Below are 16,885 nucleotides of genomic sequence, written 5' to 3'. Positions count from 1 at the left end.
CGTGGGCGCGATCACCGGAACGTTCAAGGGCTTCGGGGTCACCTTCTCGCACATGTTCAAGAAGGTCGTCACCACCGACTACCCGTTCTCCCCGCCGACGCCGGCCCCCCGTTACCACGGGCGGCACATTCTCAACCGGCACCCGGACGGCCTGGAGAAGTGCATCGGCTGTGAGTTGTGCGCCTGGGCCTGCCCGGCGGACGCGATCTACGTCGAGGGTGGCGACAACACCGACGAGCAGCGGTTCTCGCCGGGTGAGCGGTACGCCAGCGTCTACCAGATCAACTACGCGCGGTGCATCTTCTGCGGACTGTGCATCGAGGCCTGCCCGACCCGTTCGCTGACGATGAGCAACGAGTACGAGCTGGCCCGGGACAACCGGCAGGATCTGATCTTCACCAAGGAGCAGCTGCTCGCGCCGCTGCTGCCCGGGATGGAGCAGCCGCCGCACCCGATGCGCCTGGGCGACAGCGAGAAGGACTACTACGTCGGCAGCCTGACCAACCCGGGTACCTCGGCCGGGGCCGAGCGTTCGCCGATGGGGCCGGGCCGCTACCAGGTGGACGAGCACCCGGGCGTCACGTTCCCCGGTGCCGAGCAGGCTGCCCAGCGGGCCGCGGCGGAAAAGGGAGAGACGGCATGACCACGTCGACGGTGCTCGCCGCCGCGGGGGCGGTCTCCGGCGGGGAGGCGGTGACCTTCTGGATCCTCGCCCCGCTCGCGCTGGCCGGCGCGATCGGCATGATCGCGGCCCGTAACGCGGTGCACTCGGCGCTCTGGCTGGTGCTGACCATGCTCAGCCTGGGTGTGTTCTACGTGCTCCAGGCGGGGCCGTTCATCGGCATGGTGCAGATCATCGTCTACACCGGCGCGATCATGATGCTCTTCCTGTTCGTACTGATGCTGGTCGGCCGGGATGCCTCCGACTCGCTGATCGAAGTGCTTCGTGGTCAGCGGATCGCCGCCATCGGGCTCGGTGTGGGCTTCGCCGGCTTGCTCGGCAGCGGCGTCTACCGGGCCACTCAGGGCACCGCGGCGGTCGGCCTGGAGGAGGCCAACGCGGGCGGCAACGTGGAGGGCATCGCCCGGCTGCTCTTCACCGACTACATCTTCGCGTTCGAGCTCACTGCGGCGCTGCTGATCACCGCCACCATCGGCGGCATGATCCTGGCGCACGTCGAGCGGCGCAAGGAGGACCGGCGCGACCAGGTGGCCACCATGAAGGCCCGCTTCGTGCCCGGCAACTACCCCGGCCCGAAGCCCGGCCCGGGTGTCTTCGCCACGTCCTCGTCAGTCGCCACCCCGGCCCGCCTGCCCGACGGCCGGTTGAGTGACCGGAGTACGCCGGACATCCTCCCGGTCCGCGAACTGACCGCCGAGGAGACCACGCTGAAGGGCACTGAGAAATGAGTGACTTCTTCTCGGTCGAGCCGAACTACTACCTGGTCCTCGCCGCGGTGCTGTTCACCATCGGCGCGGCCGGGGTGCTGGTCCGGCGCAACGCGATCGTGCTGTTCATGTGTGTCGAGCTGATGCTCAACGCGGCCAACCTGGCGTTGGTCACCTTCAGCCGGATGAACGGTGACCTCAACGGCCAGATCATGGCGTTCTTCGTGATGGTGGTGGCGGCGGCCGAGGTCGTGGTCGGGTTGGCCATCATCATGGCGATCTTCCGCACCCGGCGCTCCGCCAGCGTCGACGACGCCAACCTGCTGAAGTACTAGAGGGGCCCACCGGTGGACGAAATCTTGACGTACGCCCAGGCTGCTCCGGCCGAGACGGTCTCGTACGCGACGGCCGACGGCCTGCTGAGCAGCATCTGGCTGCTGGTGGCGATCCCGCTGCTCAGCGCGGCGGTGCTGCTGCTGCTCGGGCGGCGGGCCGACCGTTGGGGACACTGGCTCGGCGTCGCCTCCGTCGGCGCGGCGTTCGTGCTCGGGTTGACCTACTTCCTCGGCCTGCGCGGCCTGGAGAACAAGTCGGTCCAACTGAGCCTCTGGGACTTCATCGCGGTCGGTGGCCTGCACGTCGACTTCGGCCTGCTGTTCGACCCGCTGGCCGGGGTCTTCGTCCTGCTGATCACCGGCGTGGGCTTCCTGATCCACCTGTACGCGGTCGAGTACATGGCGCACGACGAGGGGCGTCGGCGGTTCTTCGCCTACTTCAACCTCTTCGTCGCGGCCATGCTGCTGCTGGTCCTCGGCAACAACTACGTGATGCTGTACTTCGGCTGGGAGGGCGTCGGTCTGGCGTCGTACCTGCTGATCTCCTTCTGGTACACCAAGCCGGCCGCAGCCACCGCCGGTAAGAAGGCGTTCCTGATGAACCGGGTCGGCGACGCCGGTCTGGCCATCGCCATCTTCATCATGTTCGCCACCCTGGGCACCACCCAGTACGACGAGGTCTTCAACGGCGTCGGCGCGCTGGCCGGCGGCACCGTACTGGTGCTCGGCCTGCTCCTGCTGCTCGGTGCGGCCGGTAAGTCCGGTCAGTTCCCGCTCCAGGCATGGTTGCCGGACGCGATGGAGGGCCCGACCCCGGTGTCGGCGCTCATCCACGCGGCGACGATGGTCACCGCAGGTGTCTACCTGATCGCCCGGTCCAACATCATCTTCTCGGCCAACACCACGCTGCAACTGGTGGTGGTGAGCGTCGGTGCGCTGACCCTGGTGATGGGCGCGATCATCGGCTGCGCCAAGGACGACATCAAGCGGGTGCTGGCCTGGTCGACGGTGAGCCAGATCGGCTACATGTTCCTCGGCGTCGGTCTGGGCGGCGCGGCGTACGCGCTGGCCATCGTGCACCTGCTGGCGCACGGCTTCTTCAAGGCCAACATGTTCCTCGGCGCTGGCTCGGTCATGCACGGCATGAAGGACCAAGTGGACATCCGCCGCTTCGGTGGGCTGTCCAAGTACATGAAGATCACCTGGCTGACCTTCGGTGCGGGATGGCTGGCCATCATCGGCATGTTCCCGTTCTCCGGGTACTTCTCCAAGGAGCCGATCATCGCCGCCGCCTTCGAGCGGGAGGGCTGGACGGCCTGGCTGTTCGGTGGGGCCGCGATGCTCGGTGCCGCGCTGACCGCCTTCTACATGACCCGGCTGTTCGTGCTGACGTTCCACGGGCCGAAGCGGTGGACCACGGACATCGAGCACCCGCACGAGTCCCCGCCGCTGATGACCATCCCGCTGATCCTGCTCGGCATCGGCTCGATCGCTGCCGGTTGGCTGCTGGCCACCTCGGTGCCGGACTGGCTGACCCCCACCGCCGGTCTCGGCGTGACCGAGGCGCACCACGACGCGGTGCTGCCGCACTGGGCGATCGTCGTGCTGTCGCTCGGGGTCACCGTGCTCGGCGCAGGGCTGGCCTGGTTCCTGTTCCGTGGCGGTACGGCGATCGAGCCGCAGCCGGCCGGGGTGCTGGTCACCGCTGCTCGGAAGAACCTCTACACCGACACGGTCAACGAGGCGGTCTTCGAGAAGCCGGGCATCTTCCTCACCCGGGCGCTGGTCTACCTCGACAACCGGGGCATCGACGGGCTGGTCAACGGTCTGGCTGCCGGGGTGGGTGGCGGTTCCAGTCGGCTCCGGCGGATGCAGACCGGCTTCGTCCGGTCGTACGCCACCTCGATCCTGACCGGCGCGCTGCTGGTGGTGGCCGCCTTCCTGGCCGTACAGGCGGGGTGGTTGGCGTGATCGACCTTCCGGGGTCGGGGAACCGCGCGGCTTTCCCGACACTCTCCCAGGCGGCCGTCGCCGGCGGACCGCGCATCGACGACGGAGGTAAGGCCGCATAATGTCCGACTTCCCGTTCCTCTCGGTGCTCACCGTGGCGCCGCTGGTCGGCGCAGTGGTGGTCGCCCTCCTGCCGCGCAGCCGGCCGACGCTGGCCAAGCAGGTCGCGTTCGGCTGGTCCCTGCTGGTGCTGGCGCTGTCGGTGGTCATGTGGCTGACCTGGCAGGTGAGCGGCGACCGCTTCCAGTTCCGCGAGTCGTACCCGTGGATCCCCAACTGGGGCGTCAACTTCACCTTCGCCGCCGACGGCATCGCGCTGGTGATGCTGATGCTGATCGCGGTGCTGGTGCCGCTGGTGATCCTGGCCTCCTGGCACGACGCGGAGTCGTCGAAGCGGTCCGTGCCGGCCTACTTCGCGCTGCTGCTCGTCCTCGAATGCACGATGATCGGCGTCTTCGCCGCCGCCGACGTCTTCCTGTTCTACGTGTTCTTCGAGGTCATGCTGGTGCCGATGTACTTCCTGATCGGCAGCTACGGCGGCCACCAGCGGCAGTACGCGGCGGTCAAGTTCTTCCTCTACTCGCTGGTCGGCGGTCTGTTCATGCTGGCCGCGGTGATCGGCCTGTGGGTGGTCGGCGGCAAGACCTTCGACTGGGTGGCGCTGTCTCAGGTCGACATCTCCACTGGCGCGGAGCGTTGGCTGTTCCTCGGGTTCTTCATCGCCTTCGCGATCAAGGCGCCGTTCTTCCCGTTCCACACCTGGCTGCCGGACGCCGGTGGCGCGGCACCGGCCGGTGCCGCCGCCCTGCTCGTCGGCGTGCTGGACAAGGTGGGCACCTTCGGCATCCTGCGGTACTGCCTGCCGCTGTTCCCGGAGGCGGCCCAGTGGTTCGCGCCCTGGGCGCTGGCCATCGCGGTGATCGGCATCATCTACGCCGCGCTGCTGGCGGTCGGGCAGAACGACCTCAAGCGGCTGGTGTCGTACACGTCGATCGCCCACTTCGGCTTCATCGGCGTCGGCATCTTCGCCTTCACCACCCAGGCCGGTACCGGTGCGGTGCTCTACATGGTCAACCACGGACTCGCCACCGGGCTGCTGTTCCTGGTGGTCGGCATGCTGGTGGCACGCCGGGGTTCGGCGCTGGTCAGCGACTTCGGTGGGGCCGGCAAGCTGGTGCCGGTGCTGGCCGGGGTGCTCTTCTTCGCCGGTCTCGCCTCGCTGGCACTGCCCGGCACCGCGCCGTTCGTCTCCGAGTTCCTGGTGCTGATCGGCACGTTCACGGTGAACAAGCCGGTCGCGGTGATCGCCACGCTGGGCATCATTCTGGCCGCTGCGTACGTGCTCTGGATGGTGCAGCGCACCACGCAGGGCACGCTCAACCCGGCGCTGACCGAGATCGACGGGATGAAGCGGGACCTGAACCTTCGCGAGAAGTTCGTGGTCGCGCCGCTGATCGCGCTGATCGTGCTGCTCGGCTTCTACCCCAAGCCGGTCACGGACGTGATCAACCCCGCCATCCAGGCGACGATGGAGGACGTCGGCCGGACCGACCCGGCTCCGTCGGTAGAGACCGTGCAGGAGGCTGGCCGGTGAGCGCGAGGAGTGAGCTTGCGAGCCCCGCAGTCGCGAACGAAAAGGTTGGTCCGGTGAGCGCGAGGAACGCAGCGCAGCGGAGTACCGCAGTCGCGAACGAGAGGTTTGGTCCGGTGAGCGCGAGGAGTGAGCTTGCGAGCCCCGCAGCCGCGAACGGAAGGTGGGCTCAGTGAACGAGTTTGAACTGCCGCCGATCGACTACGCGGCACTCGCGCCGATCCTGATCATGATGGGCGCGGCGGTGCTCGGGGTGCTGGTCGAGGCGTTCGTGCCGCGTCGCCTGCGGCACCCCATCCAGTTGCCGCTGGCGCTGCTGGCGGTGCTCGCCGCGCTGACCATGGTGGTGTTCAACGCCGACAAGCGGCTGATCACCATCGGGGTGATCGCCATCGACGGGCCGACGCTGTTCCTCCAGGGCGCGATCCTGGTCCTGTCGGCGCTGGCGTTGCTGCTGATCGGCGAGCGGGCGATCGAGCGGGGCGGCGCGTTCGTCGCCCAGGCCGCCATCACCGCCGATTCTCCGGACGACCGGCGGCAGGCGGAGCGCTCCGGTGGTGCCGGCGAGGTCTACCCGCTGGTCACCTTCGCGATCGGCGGCATGCTGATCTTCGTTTCGGCGAACGACCTGCTGACCATGTTCATCGCGCTCGAGGTCTTCTCGCTGCCGCTCTACCTGCTCTGTGCGCTGGCCCGCCGTCGGCGGATCCTGAGCCAGGAAGCGGCGATGAAGTACTTCCTGCTCGGCGCGTACGCCTCGGCCTTCTTCCTGTTCGGCCTGGCGATGCTCTACGGGTTCACCGCCGGTCTGGGTGACCGCCCGGCCGGGGTCGACTTCGCCACCATCCACGCGGCGGTGGCCAACTCGACGCAGAGCCCGGTGCTGCTCTTCGCCGGCATGGCGCTGGTGGCGATCGGTCTGCTGTTCAAGGCGGCTGCGGCACCGTTCCACGTCTGGACTCCCGACGTCTACCAGGGCGCCCCGACGCCGGTGACCGGCTTCATGGCGGCCTGCACGAAGGTGGCCGCGTTCGGTGCCCTGCTGCGGGTGTTCCACGTCGCCTTCGAGGGGGCGCGCTGGGACTTCACCCCGGTACTCGGTGTGGTGGCGGTGCTCACCATGCTGGTCGGTGCGGTGTTCGCGGTGACCCAGACCGACATCAAGCGACTGCTGGCGTACTCGTCCATCGCCAACGCCGGTTACCTGCTGGTCGGCGTACTGGCCCCGGGCAAGGACGGGCTTTCCGGCACCATGTTCTACCTCGTCGCGTACGGCTTCGCGGTGCTGGCCGCGTTCGCGGTGGTGACCCTGGTGCGTGACGCCGACGGCGAGGCCACCCACCTGTCCCGGTGGGCCGGGCTGGGCCGGCGTTCGCCGCTGTACGCGTCGGTGTTCACCTTCATCCTGCTCGCCTTCGCCGGTATCCCGCTGACCAGCGGCTTCACCAGCAAGTTCGCCATCTTCGGGCCGGCCCTGGAGGGCGGACAGGTCTGGCTGGTGATCGCTGGCGTGCTGACCAGCATGGTGCTGGCCTTCCCGTACCTGCGGGTCGTGGTGATGATGTGGCTGTCCGAGCCGGGTGAGTCGACCCCGACGGTCACCGTGCCCGGTGGGCTGACCTCCGCGGCGCTGGTGATCGGTGTGATCGCCACCCTGGTGCTCGGCGTCGCGCCGGCACCACTGCTGGACCTGGCCACCAACGCTGCCGACTTCGTGCGGTAGCAGCGGCCCAGGCTTTGCGAGGGCCGACCCACGACTGTGGGTCGGCCCTCGCCGTGTATCCCCGGTCCGGTGCAGGTAGAGGCCGTGTGGCATGGTGGAGCTGTGGTGATTAGGGGTGGCGAGCGTTCAGGTGTCACCGGCTCCGGTGCACGCCGGAACCGGCTTGGCGCAGGTCAGTTCGGTGCGCTCGGCCTTCATCTCGCCGACCCTCGCACGGAGGAGTCCGTGCTGGGTCAGCTGGAGGCGGTCGAGGTCGAGCTGCGAGACACTGTCGCCAGCGCCGACCCCTTCGTGACCGAGGCGGCCCGCCACCTGGCCGAGGCCGGGGGAAAGCGCTTCCGGCCGTTGCTGGTGGCGCTGGGCGCGCAGTTCGGCGACCCGAGCCGGTCGGAGATCGTGTCGGCCGCCGTGGTGGTGGAGCTGACCCACCTCGCCACGCTGTACCACGACGACGTGATGGACGAGGCGCCGGTGCGCCGGGGCGCCCCGAGCGCCAACTCCCGCTGGACCAATTCGGTGGCCATCCTGGTCGGTGACTACCTCTTCGCGCGGGCCGCGGACGTCGCCGCCGAGCTGGGCCCCGAGGCGGTACGCCTACAGGCGCGCACCTTCGCCCGGCTGGTGCACGGTCAGATCGCCGAGACCGTCGGACCTCGTGCCGGCGACGACCCGGTGACGCACTACCTGCGGGTGATCGCGGAGAAGACCGGCTCGTTGATCGCCACCAGTGCGCACTTCGGTGGCCTGTTCAGCGGGGCAACTTCGGAGCATGTCGCGGCGCTGGCCGGCTACGGCGAAACCATCGGGGTGGCGTTCCAGCTCTCCGACGACCTGCTCGACATCGCCAGCGAGTCCGCGGAGTCGGGCAAGACGCCCGGCACCGATCTGCGGGAGGGCGTACCGACGCTGCCGGTGCTCTACGCCCGGGCGGCGGACGACACCGACGCCGCCTCGGTGCGGCTGCGGGAGATCCTGGCCACCGGGCCGCTGACCGACGATGCCCTGCACGCGGAGGCCCTTGGCCTGCTGCGCGAGTCTCCGGCGCTCAAGCGCGCCCGGGAGACCGTCCGCAGCTACGCCGAGGAGGCCCGCGCCCAACTCGCGCCGTTGCCGGAGATTCCCGCCCGGCGGGCCCTAAAGTCGCTCTGCGACCACATCGCCGACCGCACCAGCTGATCCGCGCCCTCGCGTCGTCGGCAGGCAGGCGTCATCCGCCGGGCACCCTTCACCCGCGCTGAGCGTTGAGCGGGCGGCTGGGTAGCAGGCGGGTGGCGGTGAGCATCAGGGCGGCGGCGGCCAGCATGGCGGCGGCTGCGGTGAGCCACATCGTGGGGTAGCCGGCTGCGGCGGCGAGCGAGCCGAGCGCCAGCGGGCCGAGGGCGCCGCCGGCGTACACCCCGGTCTGGGTGATCGAGGTGGCGGTGCCCGGTGCCCGGGGATGCAGTTGGACCACCGCGAAGTTCATCAGCCCCGGCCACGACCAGCCCAGACCGAAGCCGAGCAGTACGCCGACCATCAGCGGGGCCGAGCCGGTCATCGCGAGCAGGGCCAGCCCGAACGCCCCGAGGACGAGCATGCCGGCGATCACGGTCATGTGGCCGCCGGAGCGCCGGTCGGCCAGCCAGCCGAACCCGACCCGGGCCACCACGCAGGCCGCGCTGCCGAGGGTCAGGGTCAGCCCGGCCAGTGCCGGCGCGAGCCCCCGGTCGACGGAGGCGTCCACCACGAACGTGCCCAGCGTGCCCGCCCCTCCGGCGGCGAGCGCCGCGGCGATGCCGACCACCACCAGAGCAAACGTCCCGCGCCCGGCACTGTCGACCGACCGGCGGGCTCGTTGCGGACTCTGCGCGGGTACGACCGGCAGCACGGCCAACGCGGCAGCGGCGGCTGCCACGAACGCCCAGCGCCAGCCGACGGTGAGGGCGAGGGTGGGCACCGCCGCCCCGGCCAGCAGGGTGGAGACCGGAATGGCGGCCTGCTTGACGCCGAACGACAGGCCCTGCCGCCGCGCCGGCACATGCCGGGCGAGCAGCACGTTGCTGGACAGTTGGCCGAGTGCGTTTGCGGTGCCGGCCACCGCCAGCAGGCCGAGCAACACCGGGTACGACCGGGCCGCTGCCACGGCGAGCAGGCAGGCGGCGGAGATCAGGATGCCGGCGCGGGCCACCACGGCGCCGCCCCAACGTTCCACCATGGCCCCCGAGGGCACCGAGGCGAGCGCACAGACGCCGAAGTAGACGGCGACGACCAGCCCGAGGCCGGCGGGCGAGAAGTTCAGTTCCTCCCGCATCTGTACGGCGAGACCACCGACCAGGAAGACCGGCAGGACGCAGGCGATGGTCACGGCGACGGCCACCGCGCTGGCGCGGACCGGCCTGGTGCCGGCCATCGGGTCGGGGTGCGGGGCGATGTCAGTCATGGTGAGATCAACCTATTCGAGCTCCGGCGCGGCGACGCAAAGTGCAACCGAGATCACTTCACGTGTGCCGTCCGCCGGATGCATCCACCCGATCAGGGATTTCGTCTCGGGCGACTTTTTCATATGGTGTAAGTCCCTGGTGGCGGAGGTGGTTGTGCGCGACCCCCTGGCGGAGCCTTCGGATCTGATCCGGAGCGTGTCCCGCGCACTTCGAGTGCTCGAGTCGGTCGGTCGTGCCCCGCGGGGTCTGACAGTGAAACAGATCGCCCGACGGTGTGAGCTGACCGTGGCTACCACGTACCACCTGGTGCGTACCCTCGCGTACGAGGGCTATGTGATCCGCCGGGAGGACGGCACGTACATCGTGGGCCTGGAGGTGGCCGACCGCTATCGCGAGTTGGTCGCCGCGTTCCGGGGCTCGCCGGCGGTCGGGGAGACTCTCCGCCGGGTCGCGCTGGAGACCGGCTGGAGTCACTTTCTCGGCCGGTTCGTCGGCGGGCAGGTGGCCATCACCGCCGTTGCGGAGGGCAGCCGCTCGCCCTATCTGGAGGACCTTGTGCCGGGGTTCGACGAGGGCGCGCACGCGACCGCGCTCGGCAAGGCCCTGCTCGCCACGCTCACCGTCGAACAACGCCACCGCTACCTGCGCGATTACGGCATGCGGCCGTTCACCAGCGCCACCCTGAGCACTCCTGAGGCGTTCGAGGCCGATCTGGCTGCCGGGGAGCGTCGTGGCATGCAACTGGAACTGGGTCAGTTCCGGCAGGGCGTGGCGTGCGCGGCGGTGCTGATCAGCCCGGACAAGGACATGGAACGGCGGACCGTACTGGCCTGCGCGCTGCCGGCCAGCGAGATGATGACCTCCGCCCGGTTGGTCCGGACGAAGCTGCTCACCGCCGCCCGCGCGCTGGCCGACAGCCTCGCCACGGACACCTGACCGATCAGCGAGACGGCCCCTTCCTGGTGGGAAGAGGGCCGTCGTGGCGCCGGTCAGCTACCGATCGGTCCGCCGTCCAGCCGCCAGGTGACCACCACGCCCGGCTTGGCGTAGTCGCCGTCCGGCCAGGTGGAGGCCGGGTTCTCGACCGTGGCACCGGTGATCTCGCCGGGGTGCTGCACGGCGACGAAGAGGGACCGGTTGTCGCCGGTGATGAACGGGCCGCAGGTCTCCGCTCCACGCGGCACGGTGAGGAACTGCTTCAGGTGGCCGCGTTCCGGTCCCTCGGTCGCCGTGGCGAAGAGGCCGTCGTTGCTGCCCAGCGCGTTGCCGTCGGTGGAGATCCAGAGGTTGCCGGTGGCGTCGAAGGCCACGTTGTCCGGGCAGGAGATCGGGGAGACCTTCGTCTTGTCGTACCCGGCGAAGTAGGTCGACGGGTCCGCCGGGTCACCGCAGACGATCGGCAGCGACCAGGTGAACGTCTCGGCGGTGTTGTCGCCCCGGTCCTCGACCAGTTCGAGGACCTGCCCGTGCCGGTTGGCGGTACGCGGGTTGGCCTCGTCCGGCTTCGGGTTGCTACCGACACCACGGTTGGTGTTGTTGGTCAGCGCCACGTACACCTTGCCGGTGTGCAGGCTCGGCTCGACGTCCTCCGGACGGTCCATCTTGGTTGCGCCGACCTTGTCCCCGGCGATCCGGGTGAAGGTGAGCACCTCGGCGGCGGTCATCCCGTCCACGTACGACCGGTTGCCGCTGACCAGCTTGATCCAGCGGCCCCGGCCGTTGAAGGCACCGTCGCTGGGCAGCTTGCCGGAGCCGTCGATCTCGTCGGCGCTGGTCTGGCTGAGCTGGGCGACGTAGAGGGTGCCCGACTCCAGCAGGGTCAGGTTGTGCTTGCGGGCGACCCAGGAGTCACCCTTCATGAACTTCTTGTCCGAGACGAACTTGTAGAGGTAGTCGAAGCGCTCGTCGTCGCCCGAGTACGCGACCACGTGACCACTGCGGGCCACGATGACGTTGGCGCCCTCATGCTTGAACCGACCCAGCGCGGTGTGCTTACGCGGGCGGCTTTCCGGGTCGTACGGGTCGATCTCCACGATCCAGCCGTGCCGGTTGGCTTCGTTGGGATGCTTGGCCAGGTCGAAGCGGTCGGCGGCGCGGTCCCACTTGCGGCTGCCGCTGGGATAGCGGGCGGTGGTGCTGATGCCGTAGCGCGCCAGTCGGGGCTTGTCCGCCTCGGGCACGGCGTCGCCGCCGACGAAGTACTGGTTGAAGTTCTCCTCGCCGGAGAGCACGGTGCCCCACGGGGTCACCCCACCGGCGCAGTTGTTCAGTGTGCCGACGACCGTGCGGCCCTTCGGGTCGGCTGCGGTCTTCACGAACGACGAGCCGGCGACCGGGCCGGTCAGCTCGAAGGTGCTGCTCAACGCGTCGACCCGCCGGTTGTACGGGCGGCGGCCCGAGCCGACCACCCGCCACTGCCCGGTGCCGGCCACCCGCTCGATCTCCACCACGGACATGCCGTGCGCGGCCATCGCCACCTTCACCTGCTCGACGGTGAGCGCGTCCTGGCTGGTGAAGCCGGGAAACATCAGGTCCTCGTTGGTGTACTCGTGGTTGACCACGAGCAGCGCCCGCTTGCCGCCCTTGTCCAGTGGCAGCACCCCGACGTAGTCGTTGTTGTAGCCGAACTGCTTGGCCTGCGCGGCGGCGGTCTGCCGGCGCAGGTTGAAGGCGGGCGCGCCCGGCACCACCGGGTCGCCCCAGCGGATCACCACCGCGTGGTCGTAGCCGTTGGGCACCACGAAGGTGTCCAGGGTGTTCGGTGGGATGGGCTTGAAGGTCAGCGCGCCGTTGCCGACGCCCTTGCCGCCGTTGGGGAACGTGCGGGCCTCGGGCAGCACCGGCGAGTTCGGCGCCGCCGAGGCAGTGGTGCCGGTACCGGCCAGCGCACCGCCGAAGCCGAGCACCATCGCGCCGATCGCGCCCGCGCGGACCACCCCGCGCCGGGAGACCTCGGCGGCCACCAGATCGCCGAGGTACGCGTTGTCGGAGGTGTTGGGCACCGGGTGGTCGCAGGCGTTGCCGCAGCGGTAAAGGCAGGTCATGGCGTCACGGCTGCCGTGGCGGGCAGTGCCCAGCAGCGGCAGCAGCCGGGGACGGTCGCTCATCGGGAGGAGCCTCCTGGGGGTCGGTGCACACCGGTGCAGCTCACCGGCGCGTACCCGCCGGACGCTAGGGGGACGCGGTGAGCGCGGGTCGGCCGCGATGTGAACCAGCGATGAACTCCGTGCCGGGAATCCCAGGTTTGAGCTGGGACTGAACCGTTCGGGGTGACCGCACGTATCACCGGTCGTAACGCCGAGCCCGCTCGCGTCGAGAGCGAGGAGAGGACCATCAGCGACCACGACGCCCACCTGCTGCGTGCCCTGCATGACGAACATGCCGACGCGCTGTACGCCCACGCGTTGCGGCTGGTCAACGGCGATCGACAGCGCGCCGAGGACCTGGTGCAGGAGACGTTGCTACGGGCCTGGCGCCACCCGGAGTCGCTCGACCCGCGACGCGGCTCGGTACGGGCCTGGCTCTTCACCACCGCACGAAACCTGGCCATCGACGCCTGGCGGCGCCGATCCACCCGGGTCGGTGAGATCTACACCGACGAGCTGCCCGAACCGCCCGAGGTCGTCGACGAGACGGAACGTGCCGTCGAGGCGTGGACGGTCGCCGAGGCCCTGAACCGGCTCAGCCCGTCCCACCGCGACGTGCTGGTCGAGTGTTTCTACCAGGGCCGCTCGGTTTCCGAGGCGGCATCCCGGCTGGGCGTTCCGCCGGGGACGGTGAAGTCTCGAACCCACTACGCCCTGCGGTCACTACGGTTGGTCCTTGCCGAGATGGGGGTGACTGGATGAGCCGTTGCGACTTCGCGTACGACGATGGCGCGTACGTGCTGGGTGCCCTCTCTCCCGCGGACCGCGCGGCCTACGAACGCCATCTCGTCGACTGCCCGGCCTGCCAGCAGTCCGTCTCGGAGATCGCCGTGCTGCCCGGCCTGCTCGGCCGGTTGGATCCGGCGAGCCTGGAGCAGTTCCTGCCGCCGCCGGAGAACCCCCGGGTGCCCGAGCTGCTCAGCGCCGCGCGGGAACGCCGGCGCCGCGAGCGGCAGGCCAACCGGCTGCGGTACGCGGTCATCGGGCTGGCGGCTGCCGCGTTCGCCCTCGTCGTCGGGTTCGGTACGGCCACGATGCTGCCCGGGCAGACGACGAACACGCCGGTGGCCCAGGTGCGGATGGTGCAGATGCGTCCGGTGGCCGGCACCGTGCCGCTGCACGCCGAGATCGGGCTCACCGGCACCAACTGGGGCACCGAGGTCACCATGAACTGTGGGTACGACGAGCGGTCCGGCTATGGCAAGGCGAACGCGTTCCGACTGGTGGCGCATGCCGCCGACGGGTCGCAGGAACAGATCGGTTCCTGGCTGGCCGCGCCCGGAGACGACCTGCGGATCAGCGGTGCGACCCGGTTCACCAACGCCGAACTGGTCCGGTTGGAGCTGCTCCGGGCCGACGGCACCGTCGTCCTCGCGTACGACGTGCCCTAGTTGGCGCGCGTTCCTGCGCTCGCCGACCGGGTCACGTTCCTCGACTGCGACCTGGCCGAGGCGATGCGGATCGCGTTGGCGGCGGCCGACGGCAAGAACGTGGAGGCGCTGTCGGCGGACATCGGTCCTTGGCGTTCCTCGGGGCGACCCGTGTCGGCCGCCCCGAGGGGAAGGTCATTCGGGAATGAGGAACTGGCGGGTGCTGGTGGTGTTGTAGCTGACGCCGTTCTTCGTGGCGTGGTGGACGCAGTTGACCGTGATCGTGCGGAACTCCGGCGAGACGCCGGTCACCGGGATGGTGGGGGACCAGAAGTGCACGTCGACGAGGGCCCCGTTGTTCTCGGAGTCGTAGTCCGTGGTGGAGTAGCCGGACAGGGTGTTGGCGTAGCACCGGACGTTGATGTAGTCGGCGTCAACGCGGTTGTTGCTGGAGTTGGCGAAGCGGGAATATCCGCGGACCTTGACGCCGCCGGTCCGGTACGGCCAGCTGCCCTCGTGGCCGTACTTCTCCAGCTCGATAACTCCCTGCAACGTGTAGGCCGGGGCAGGCGGGGTGCCGCCGCCACCGCCGCCGCCGGGCGGAGGCAGTTCGATGCAGGTGTCAAGCTCCCAACAAGTGGGCGGCAATGCCTGTGCCGGAGTGGCTGCCATCGCGACAGCGCCCAAGCCCAACATCAGCGCGACAGCGGCTCGTACGGTGCGTAAATGCACGTTGTCTCCCGTCAATGAGCGGAAGGCTCATCCGCTTTCCGCTATCTATTGATCGCGAAACGTACTTGGCCGGGCTCAAGGGAGGCAATCACCTCTTTAGATGTTGCCTGCACCCGGTCAGGGGGTGTTCGGCGCCTACCGAACACCGCCTCAAGCGCGCCGCGACGGGAGGAGTCAGCGGGCGGCGGCTGGAACGACGGTGGCTGGGCGCCGACGGCGAGTACGCCGCGCCTGGCGGAACCCGTCGGCGGTGAAGACGATCAGGGCGAGCCAGACCAGGGCGAATCCGGCCAGGCGGGCCGGCGGCATCGGTTCGTGGAAGATCAGCACCCCGCAGCCGAGCTGGAGAATCGGGGCCACGTACTGGAGCATGCCCAGGGAGGTCAGCGGAAGCCGGTTGGCGGCCCCGGCGAAGAGCAGCAGCGGGATGGCGGTCAGCGCGCCGGCGAGTACCAGCAGCAGGGTGTGTCCCGTCGAGACCTGCCCGAACATGATCTCACCGGTGGCCGCGAGCCAGCCGAGATAGCCGAGTGCGGGCAGCGCCAGCACGGCCGACTCGACGAACAGGCCCTCTGCGGCGGGCAGCCCGAGTTGCTTCTTGACCAGGCTGTACCCGCCGAAGCTGAGCGCCAGGATCAACGCGATGTACGGCAGTTGGCCGTAGTCGACGGTGAGTACGGCCACCGCCAGCCCGCCGATGCCCAACGCCAGCCACTGCGCCGGACGCAGTCGTTCCCGCAGCACCACCACCCCGAGCAGGACCACCACCAGCGGGTTGATGAAGTACCCGAGGGCGGTCTCCACCACCCGGTCGGAGTTGACGCCGTAGATGTAGGTGAACCAGTTGACCGCGATCAGCGCGGCGGCCGTGGCGACCCCCGCCAGGGCGCGCGGCCGACGCAGCAAGGCCCGGAGGAAACCGATGTTGCGCATCGCGACGAGCAGGAGCGCGACGAACGCCACGGACCAGATCACCCGATGGGCGAGGATCTCCAGCGGGCCGGCCGGGCGCAGCAGCTTGAAGTAGAGGGGAAAGAATCCCCACAGCAGGTAGGCGGTGAGCCCGTAGAGGTATCCGAGGCGGAGCGGCGTCACGGCTCAACGGTAAGGGCCGGCCCGGTCGACTGCTCCTTGCCGGTGAGCGGGTTCACTGCCAAGTCGCGGCGGTCGAGCTCCATCCAGCGCTCGGCCTCGACCGCAGCGAAACCGAGCTTCTGGTAGAGCCCGTGCGCGTCGACGGTGGCCAGCAGGAGTCGGCGTACGCCCAGCGAGGCGAGATGGTCGCGGACGGTGCCGGCCAGCCAGGTGCCCAACCCGCGTCCTCGCTCGGTCCGGTCGACGTACACGTCGCACAGGTAGCCGAAGGTGACCCGGTCGGTGATCACCCGGGCGACGGCGACCTGCCGACCGTCGACCGGCCGGTAGACGCCGAACCCGATCGAGCCGGCGAACGCCCGGGTCACCGTCGCGTGGTCCCGCCCGATCGCCCAGTAGGCGTCGGTGCTGAGCCAGCGGTGCACCCGGTCCAGGTCCAGTCGGCCCGGGTCGGTGCTGATCGTGTAGCCGTCGTCGCGGGTGAGCGTGAGCACCCCTGCGACGTTAGTCCGTGCACCGGCCGGGTCCGGTAGCCAGATCCCGCAATCTGGCCTGCGCAGCGGACAGGTACCGCTCAAGCGAGCGGCACCTGTCCGACGGTCGCGTCTCCACGGCCGGCCGTACGGCTCTCGGCCGGTGCTCCACGGCCGGCCGTCGCCGCCGGTCAGTCGCGGTCGAGGATGGCGCCGAGGACCCAGGTGACGATGCCGACGAAGAGCGCACCCAGAACGGCGGCCGGCCAGAAGCCGTCCACCTCGAAGGGCAGCCCGACCTTATCGGCGATCCAACCGGTCAGCAGGAACAGCAGACCGTTGACCACCAGCGCGATCAGACCGAGGGTGAGCAGGTAGAAGCCGCAGCCCACGGTCTTGATGATCGGCTGGAGGACCGCGTTCACCACACCGAAGATGACCGCGACGAGGACCAGCGTCAGCACCGTCTCGCTGATCGACTCCGTGTCGAGCGAGATGCCGGGAATGACCAGGGTGGCCAGCCAGAAGGCCACCGCCGTGGCGCCGACCCGGATCAGTAGACCTTTCAGAAAACCCATGGCCGGCATGGTGTCATGGCCAG

16 protein-coding genes are annotated in these 16,885 nt (G+C 69.5%); 10 read left to right on the top strand and 6 right to left on the bottom strand.

What is annotated here, in order from left to right; translation table 11 throughout:
* Position 1 precedes the first annotated feature (1 nt).
* From nuoI to AB0M35_RS05875, 7 genes are all read left to right on the top strand, one after another.
* The gene (gene nuoI, locus AB0M35_RS05905; protein WP_363742067.1) at positions 2 to 643 is read left to right on the top strand and encodes an NADH-quinone oxidoreductase subunit NuoI; all 642 of its coding nucleotides are present in this window, start codon (positions 2 to 4) and stop codon (positions 641 to 643) included.
* On the top strand, positions 640 to 1,410 hold the full coding sequence (locus tag AB0M35_RS05900) for an NADH-quinone oxidoreductase subunit J (RefSeq protein WP_363742064.1): 771 nt from the start codon (positions 640 to 642) through the stop codon (positions 1,408 to 1,410). The genes nuoI and AB0M35_RS05900 overlap by 4 nt, the downstream gene beginning before the upstream one ends.
* Entirely contained in the window at positions 1,407 to 1,724 is a 318-nt protein-coding gene (nuoK, locus tag AB0M35_RS05895) for an NADH-quinone oxidoreductase subunit NuoK (RefSeq protein ID WP_013731028.1), read from the top strand. The genes AB0M35_RS05900 and nuoK overlap by 4 nt, the downstream gene beginning before the upstream one ends.
* A 12-nt stretch (positions 1,725 to 1,736) precedes the next feature.
* On the top strand, positions 1,737 to 3,695 hold the full coding sequence (gene nuoL, locus AB0M35_RS05890) for an NADH-quinone oxidoreductase subunit L (protein WP_363742062.1): 1,959 nt from the start codon (positions 1,737 to 1,739) through the stop codon (positions 3,693 to 3,695).
* Between the two features lie 100 nt (positions 3,696 to 3,795).
* A complete protein-coding gene (locus tag AB0M35_RS05885; protein WP_363742059.1) occupies positions 3,796 to 5,328 on the top strand; it encodes an NADH-quinone oxidoreductase subunit M in 1,533 nt (510 codons plus the stop codon).
* 169 nt (positions 5,329 to 5,497) lie between these two features.
* The gene (nuoN, locus tag AB0M35_RS05880; RefSeq protein WP_363742056.1) at positions 5,498 to 7,048 is read left to right on the top strand and encodes an NADH-quinone oxidoreductase subunit NuoN; all 1,551 of its coding nucleotides are present in this window, start codon (positions 5,498 to 5,500) and stop codon (positions 7,046 to 7,048) included.
* A gap of 108 nt (positions 7,049 to 7,156) precedes the next feature.
* A complete protein-coding gene (locus tag AB0M35_RS05875) occupies positions 7,157 to 8,224 on the top strand; it encodes a polyprenyl synthetase family protein (protein ID WP_363742993.1) in 1,068 nt (355 codons plus the stop codon).
* A 49-nt stretch (positions 8,225 to 8,273) separates the two neighbouring features.
* On the opposite strand, the gene AB0M35_RS05870 is transcribed toward AB0M35_RS05875, so the two are convergent.
* Positions 8,274 to 9,467, bottom strand: a complete 1,194-nt coding sequence (locus tag AB0M35_RS05870; RefSeq protein WP_363742053.1) for an MFS transporter — start codon at positions 9,465 to 9,467, stop codon at positions 8,274 to 8,276.
* A gap of 154 nt (positions 9,468 to 9,621) precedes the next feature.
* Here AB0M35_RS05870 and AB0M35_RS05865 point away from each other — a divergent pair, with 154 nt between their 5' ends.
* Entirely contained in the window at positions 9,622 to 10,404 is a 783-nt protein-coding gene (locus tag AB0M35_RS05865; RefSeq protein ID WP_363742051.1) for a helix-turn-helix domain-containing protein, read from the top strand.
* A 53-nt stretch (positions 10,405 to 10,457) separates the two neighbouring features.
* Here the strand turns inward: AB0M35_RS05865 and AB0M35_RS05860 are convergent, their stop codons facing one another.
* The gene (locus tag AB0M35_RS05860; RefSeq protein ID WP_363742049.1) at positions 10,458 to 12,575 is read right to left on the bottom strand and encodes a PhoX family phosphatase; all 2,118 of its coding nucleotides are present in this window, start codon (positions 12,573 to 12,575) and stop codon (positions 10,458 to 10,460) included.
* A gap of 225 nt (positions 12,576 to 12,800) precedes the next feature.
* Between AB0M35_RS05860 and AB0M35_RS05855 the strand changes: the two genes are divergently transcribed.
* Complete coding sequence (locus tag AB0M35_RS05855) at positions 12,801 to 13,316, top strand: sigma-70 family RNA polymerase sigma factor (protein ID WP_131307384.1); 516 nt, start codon at positions 12,801 to 12,803, stop codon at positions 13,314 to 13,316.
* On the top strand, positions 13,313 to 14,005 hold the full coding sequence (locus tag AB0M35_RS05850) for a zf-HC2 domain-containing protein (RefSeq protein WP_363742047.1): 693 nt from the start codon (positions 13,313 to 13,315) through the stop codon (positions 14,003 to 14,005). Before AB0M35_RS05855 ends, AB0M35_RS05850 begins: the two co-directional genes overlap by 4 nt.
* Before the next feature lie 174 nt (positions 14,006 to 14,179).
* Here the strand turns inward: AB0M35_RS05850 and AB0M35_RS05845 are convergent, their stop codons facing one another.
* The 4 genes from AB0M35_RS05845 to AB0M35_RS05830 form a co-directional block, all read right to left on the bottom strand.
* Positions 14,180 to 14,716: a hypothetical protein gene (locus tag AB0M35_RS05845; RefSeq protein ID WP_363742045.1), complete on the bottom strand. Its 537-nt coding sequence runs from the start codon at positions 14,714 to 14,716 to the stop codon at positions 14,180 to 14,182.
* Between the two features lie 174 nt (positions 14,717 to 14,890).
* A complete protein-coding gene (gene rarD, locus AB0M35_RS05840; RefSeq protein WP_363742043.1) occupies positions 14,891 to 15,811 on the bottom strand; it encodes an EamA family transporter RarD in 921 nt (306 codons plus the stop codon).
* Positions 15,808 to 16,305: a GNAT family N-acetyltransferase gene (locus AB0M35_RS05835; RefSeq protein WP_363742041.1), complete on the bottom strand. Its 498-nt coding sequence runs from the start codon at positions 16,303 to 16,305 to the stop codon at positions 15,808 to 15,810. The genes rarD and AB0M35_RS05835 overlap by 4 nt, the downstream gene beginning before the upstream one ends.
* A 170-nt stretch (positions 16,306 to 16,475) precedes the next feature.
* Positions 16,476 to 16,862 (bottom strand): phage holin family protein, encoded by a 387-nt coding sequence (locus AB0M35_RS05830; RefSeq protein ID WP_363742038.1) that lies wholly within the window; start codon positions 16,860 to 16,862, stop codon positions 16,476 to 16,478.
* Positions 16,863 to 16,885: the final 23 nt, after the last annotated feature.

The sequence above is a fragment of the Micromonospora sp. NPDC051196 genome (assembly GCF_040682415.1).
Lineage (GTDB): Bacteria > Actinomycetota > Actinomycetes > Mycobacteriales > Micromonosporaceae > Micromonospora.
This window is presented reverse-complemented; position numbering and strand designations above follow the sequence as displayed.

Coding starts and splice junctions, on each gene's coding strand:
- AB0M35_RS05830 (WP_363742038.1), bottom strand. CDS start 16,862: ATGGGTTTTCTGAAAGGTCTACTGATCCGGGTCGGCGCCACGGCGGTG.
- nuoK (WP_013731028.1), top strand. CDS start 1,407: ATGAGTGACTTCTTCTCGGTCGAGCCGAACTACTACCTGGTCCTCGCC.
- AB0M35_RS05850 (WP_363742047.1), top strand. CDS start 13,313: ATGAGCCGTTGCGACTTCGCGTACGACGATGGCGCGTACGTGCTGGGT.
- AB0M35_RS05870 (WP_363742053.1), bottom strand. CDS start 9,467: ATGACTGACATCGCCCCGCACCCCGACCCGATGGCCGGCACCAGGCCG.
- AB0M35_RS05900 (WP_363742064.1), top strand. CDS start 640: ATGACCACGTCGACGGTGCTCGCCGCCGCGGGGGCGGTCTCCGGCGGG.
- AB0M35_RS05885 (WP_363742059.1), top strand. CDS start 3,796: ATGTCCGACTTCCCGTTCCTCTCGGTGCTCACCGTGGCGCCGCTGGTC.
- AB0M35_RS05860 (WP_363742049.1), bottom strand. CDS start 12,575: ATGAGCGACCGTCCCCGGCTGCTGCCGCTGCTGGGCACTGCCCGCCAC.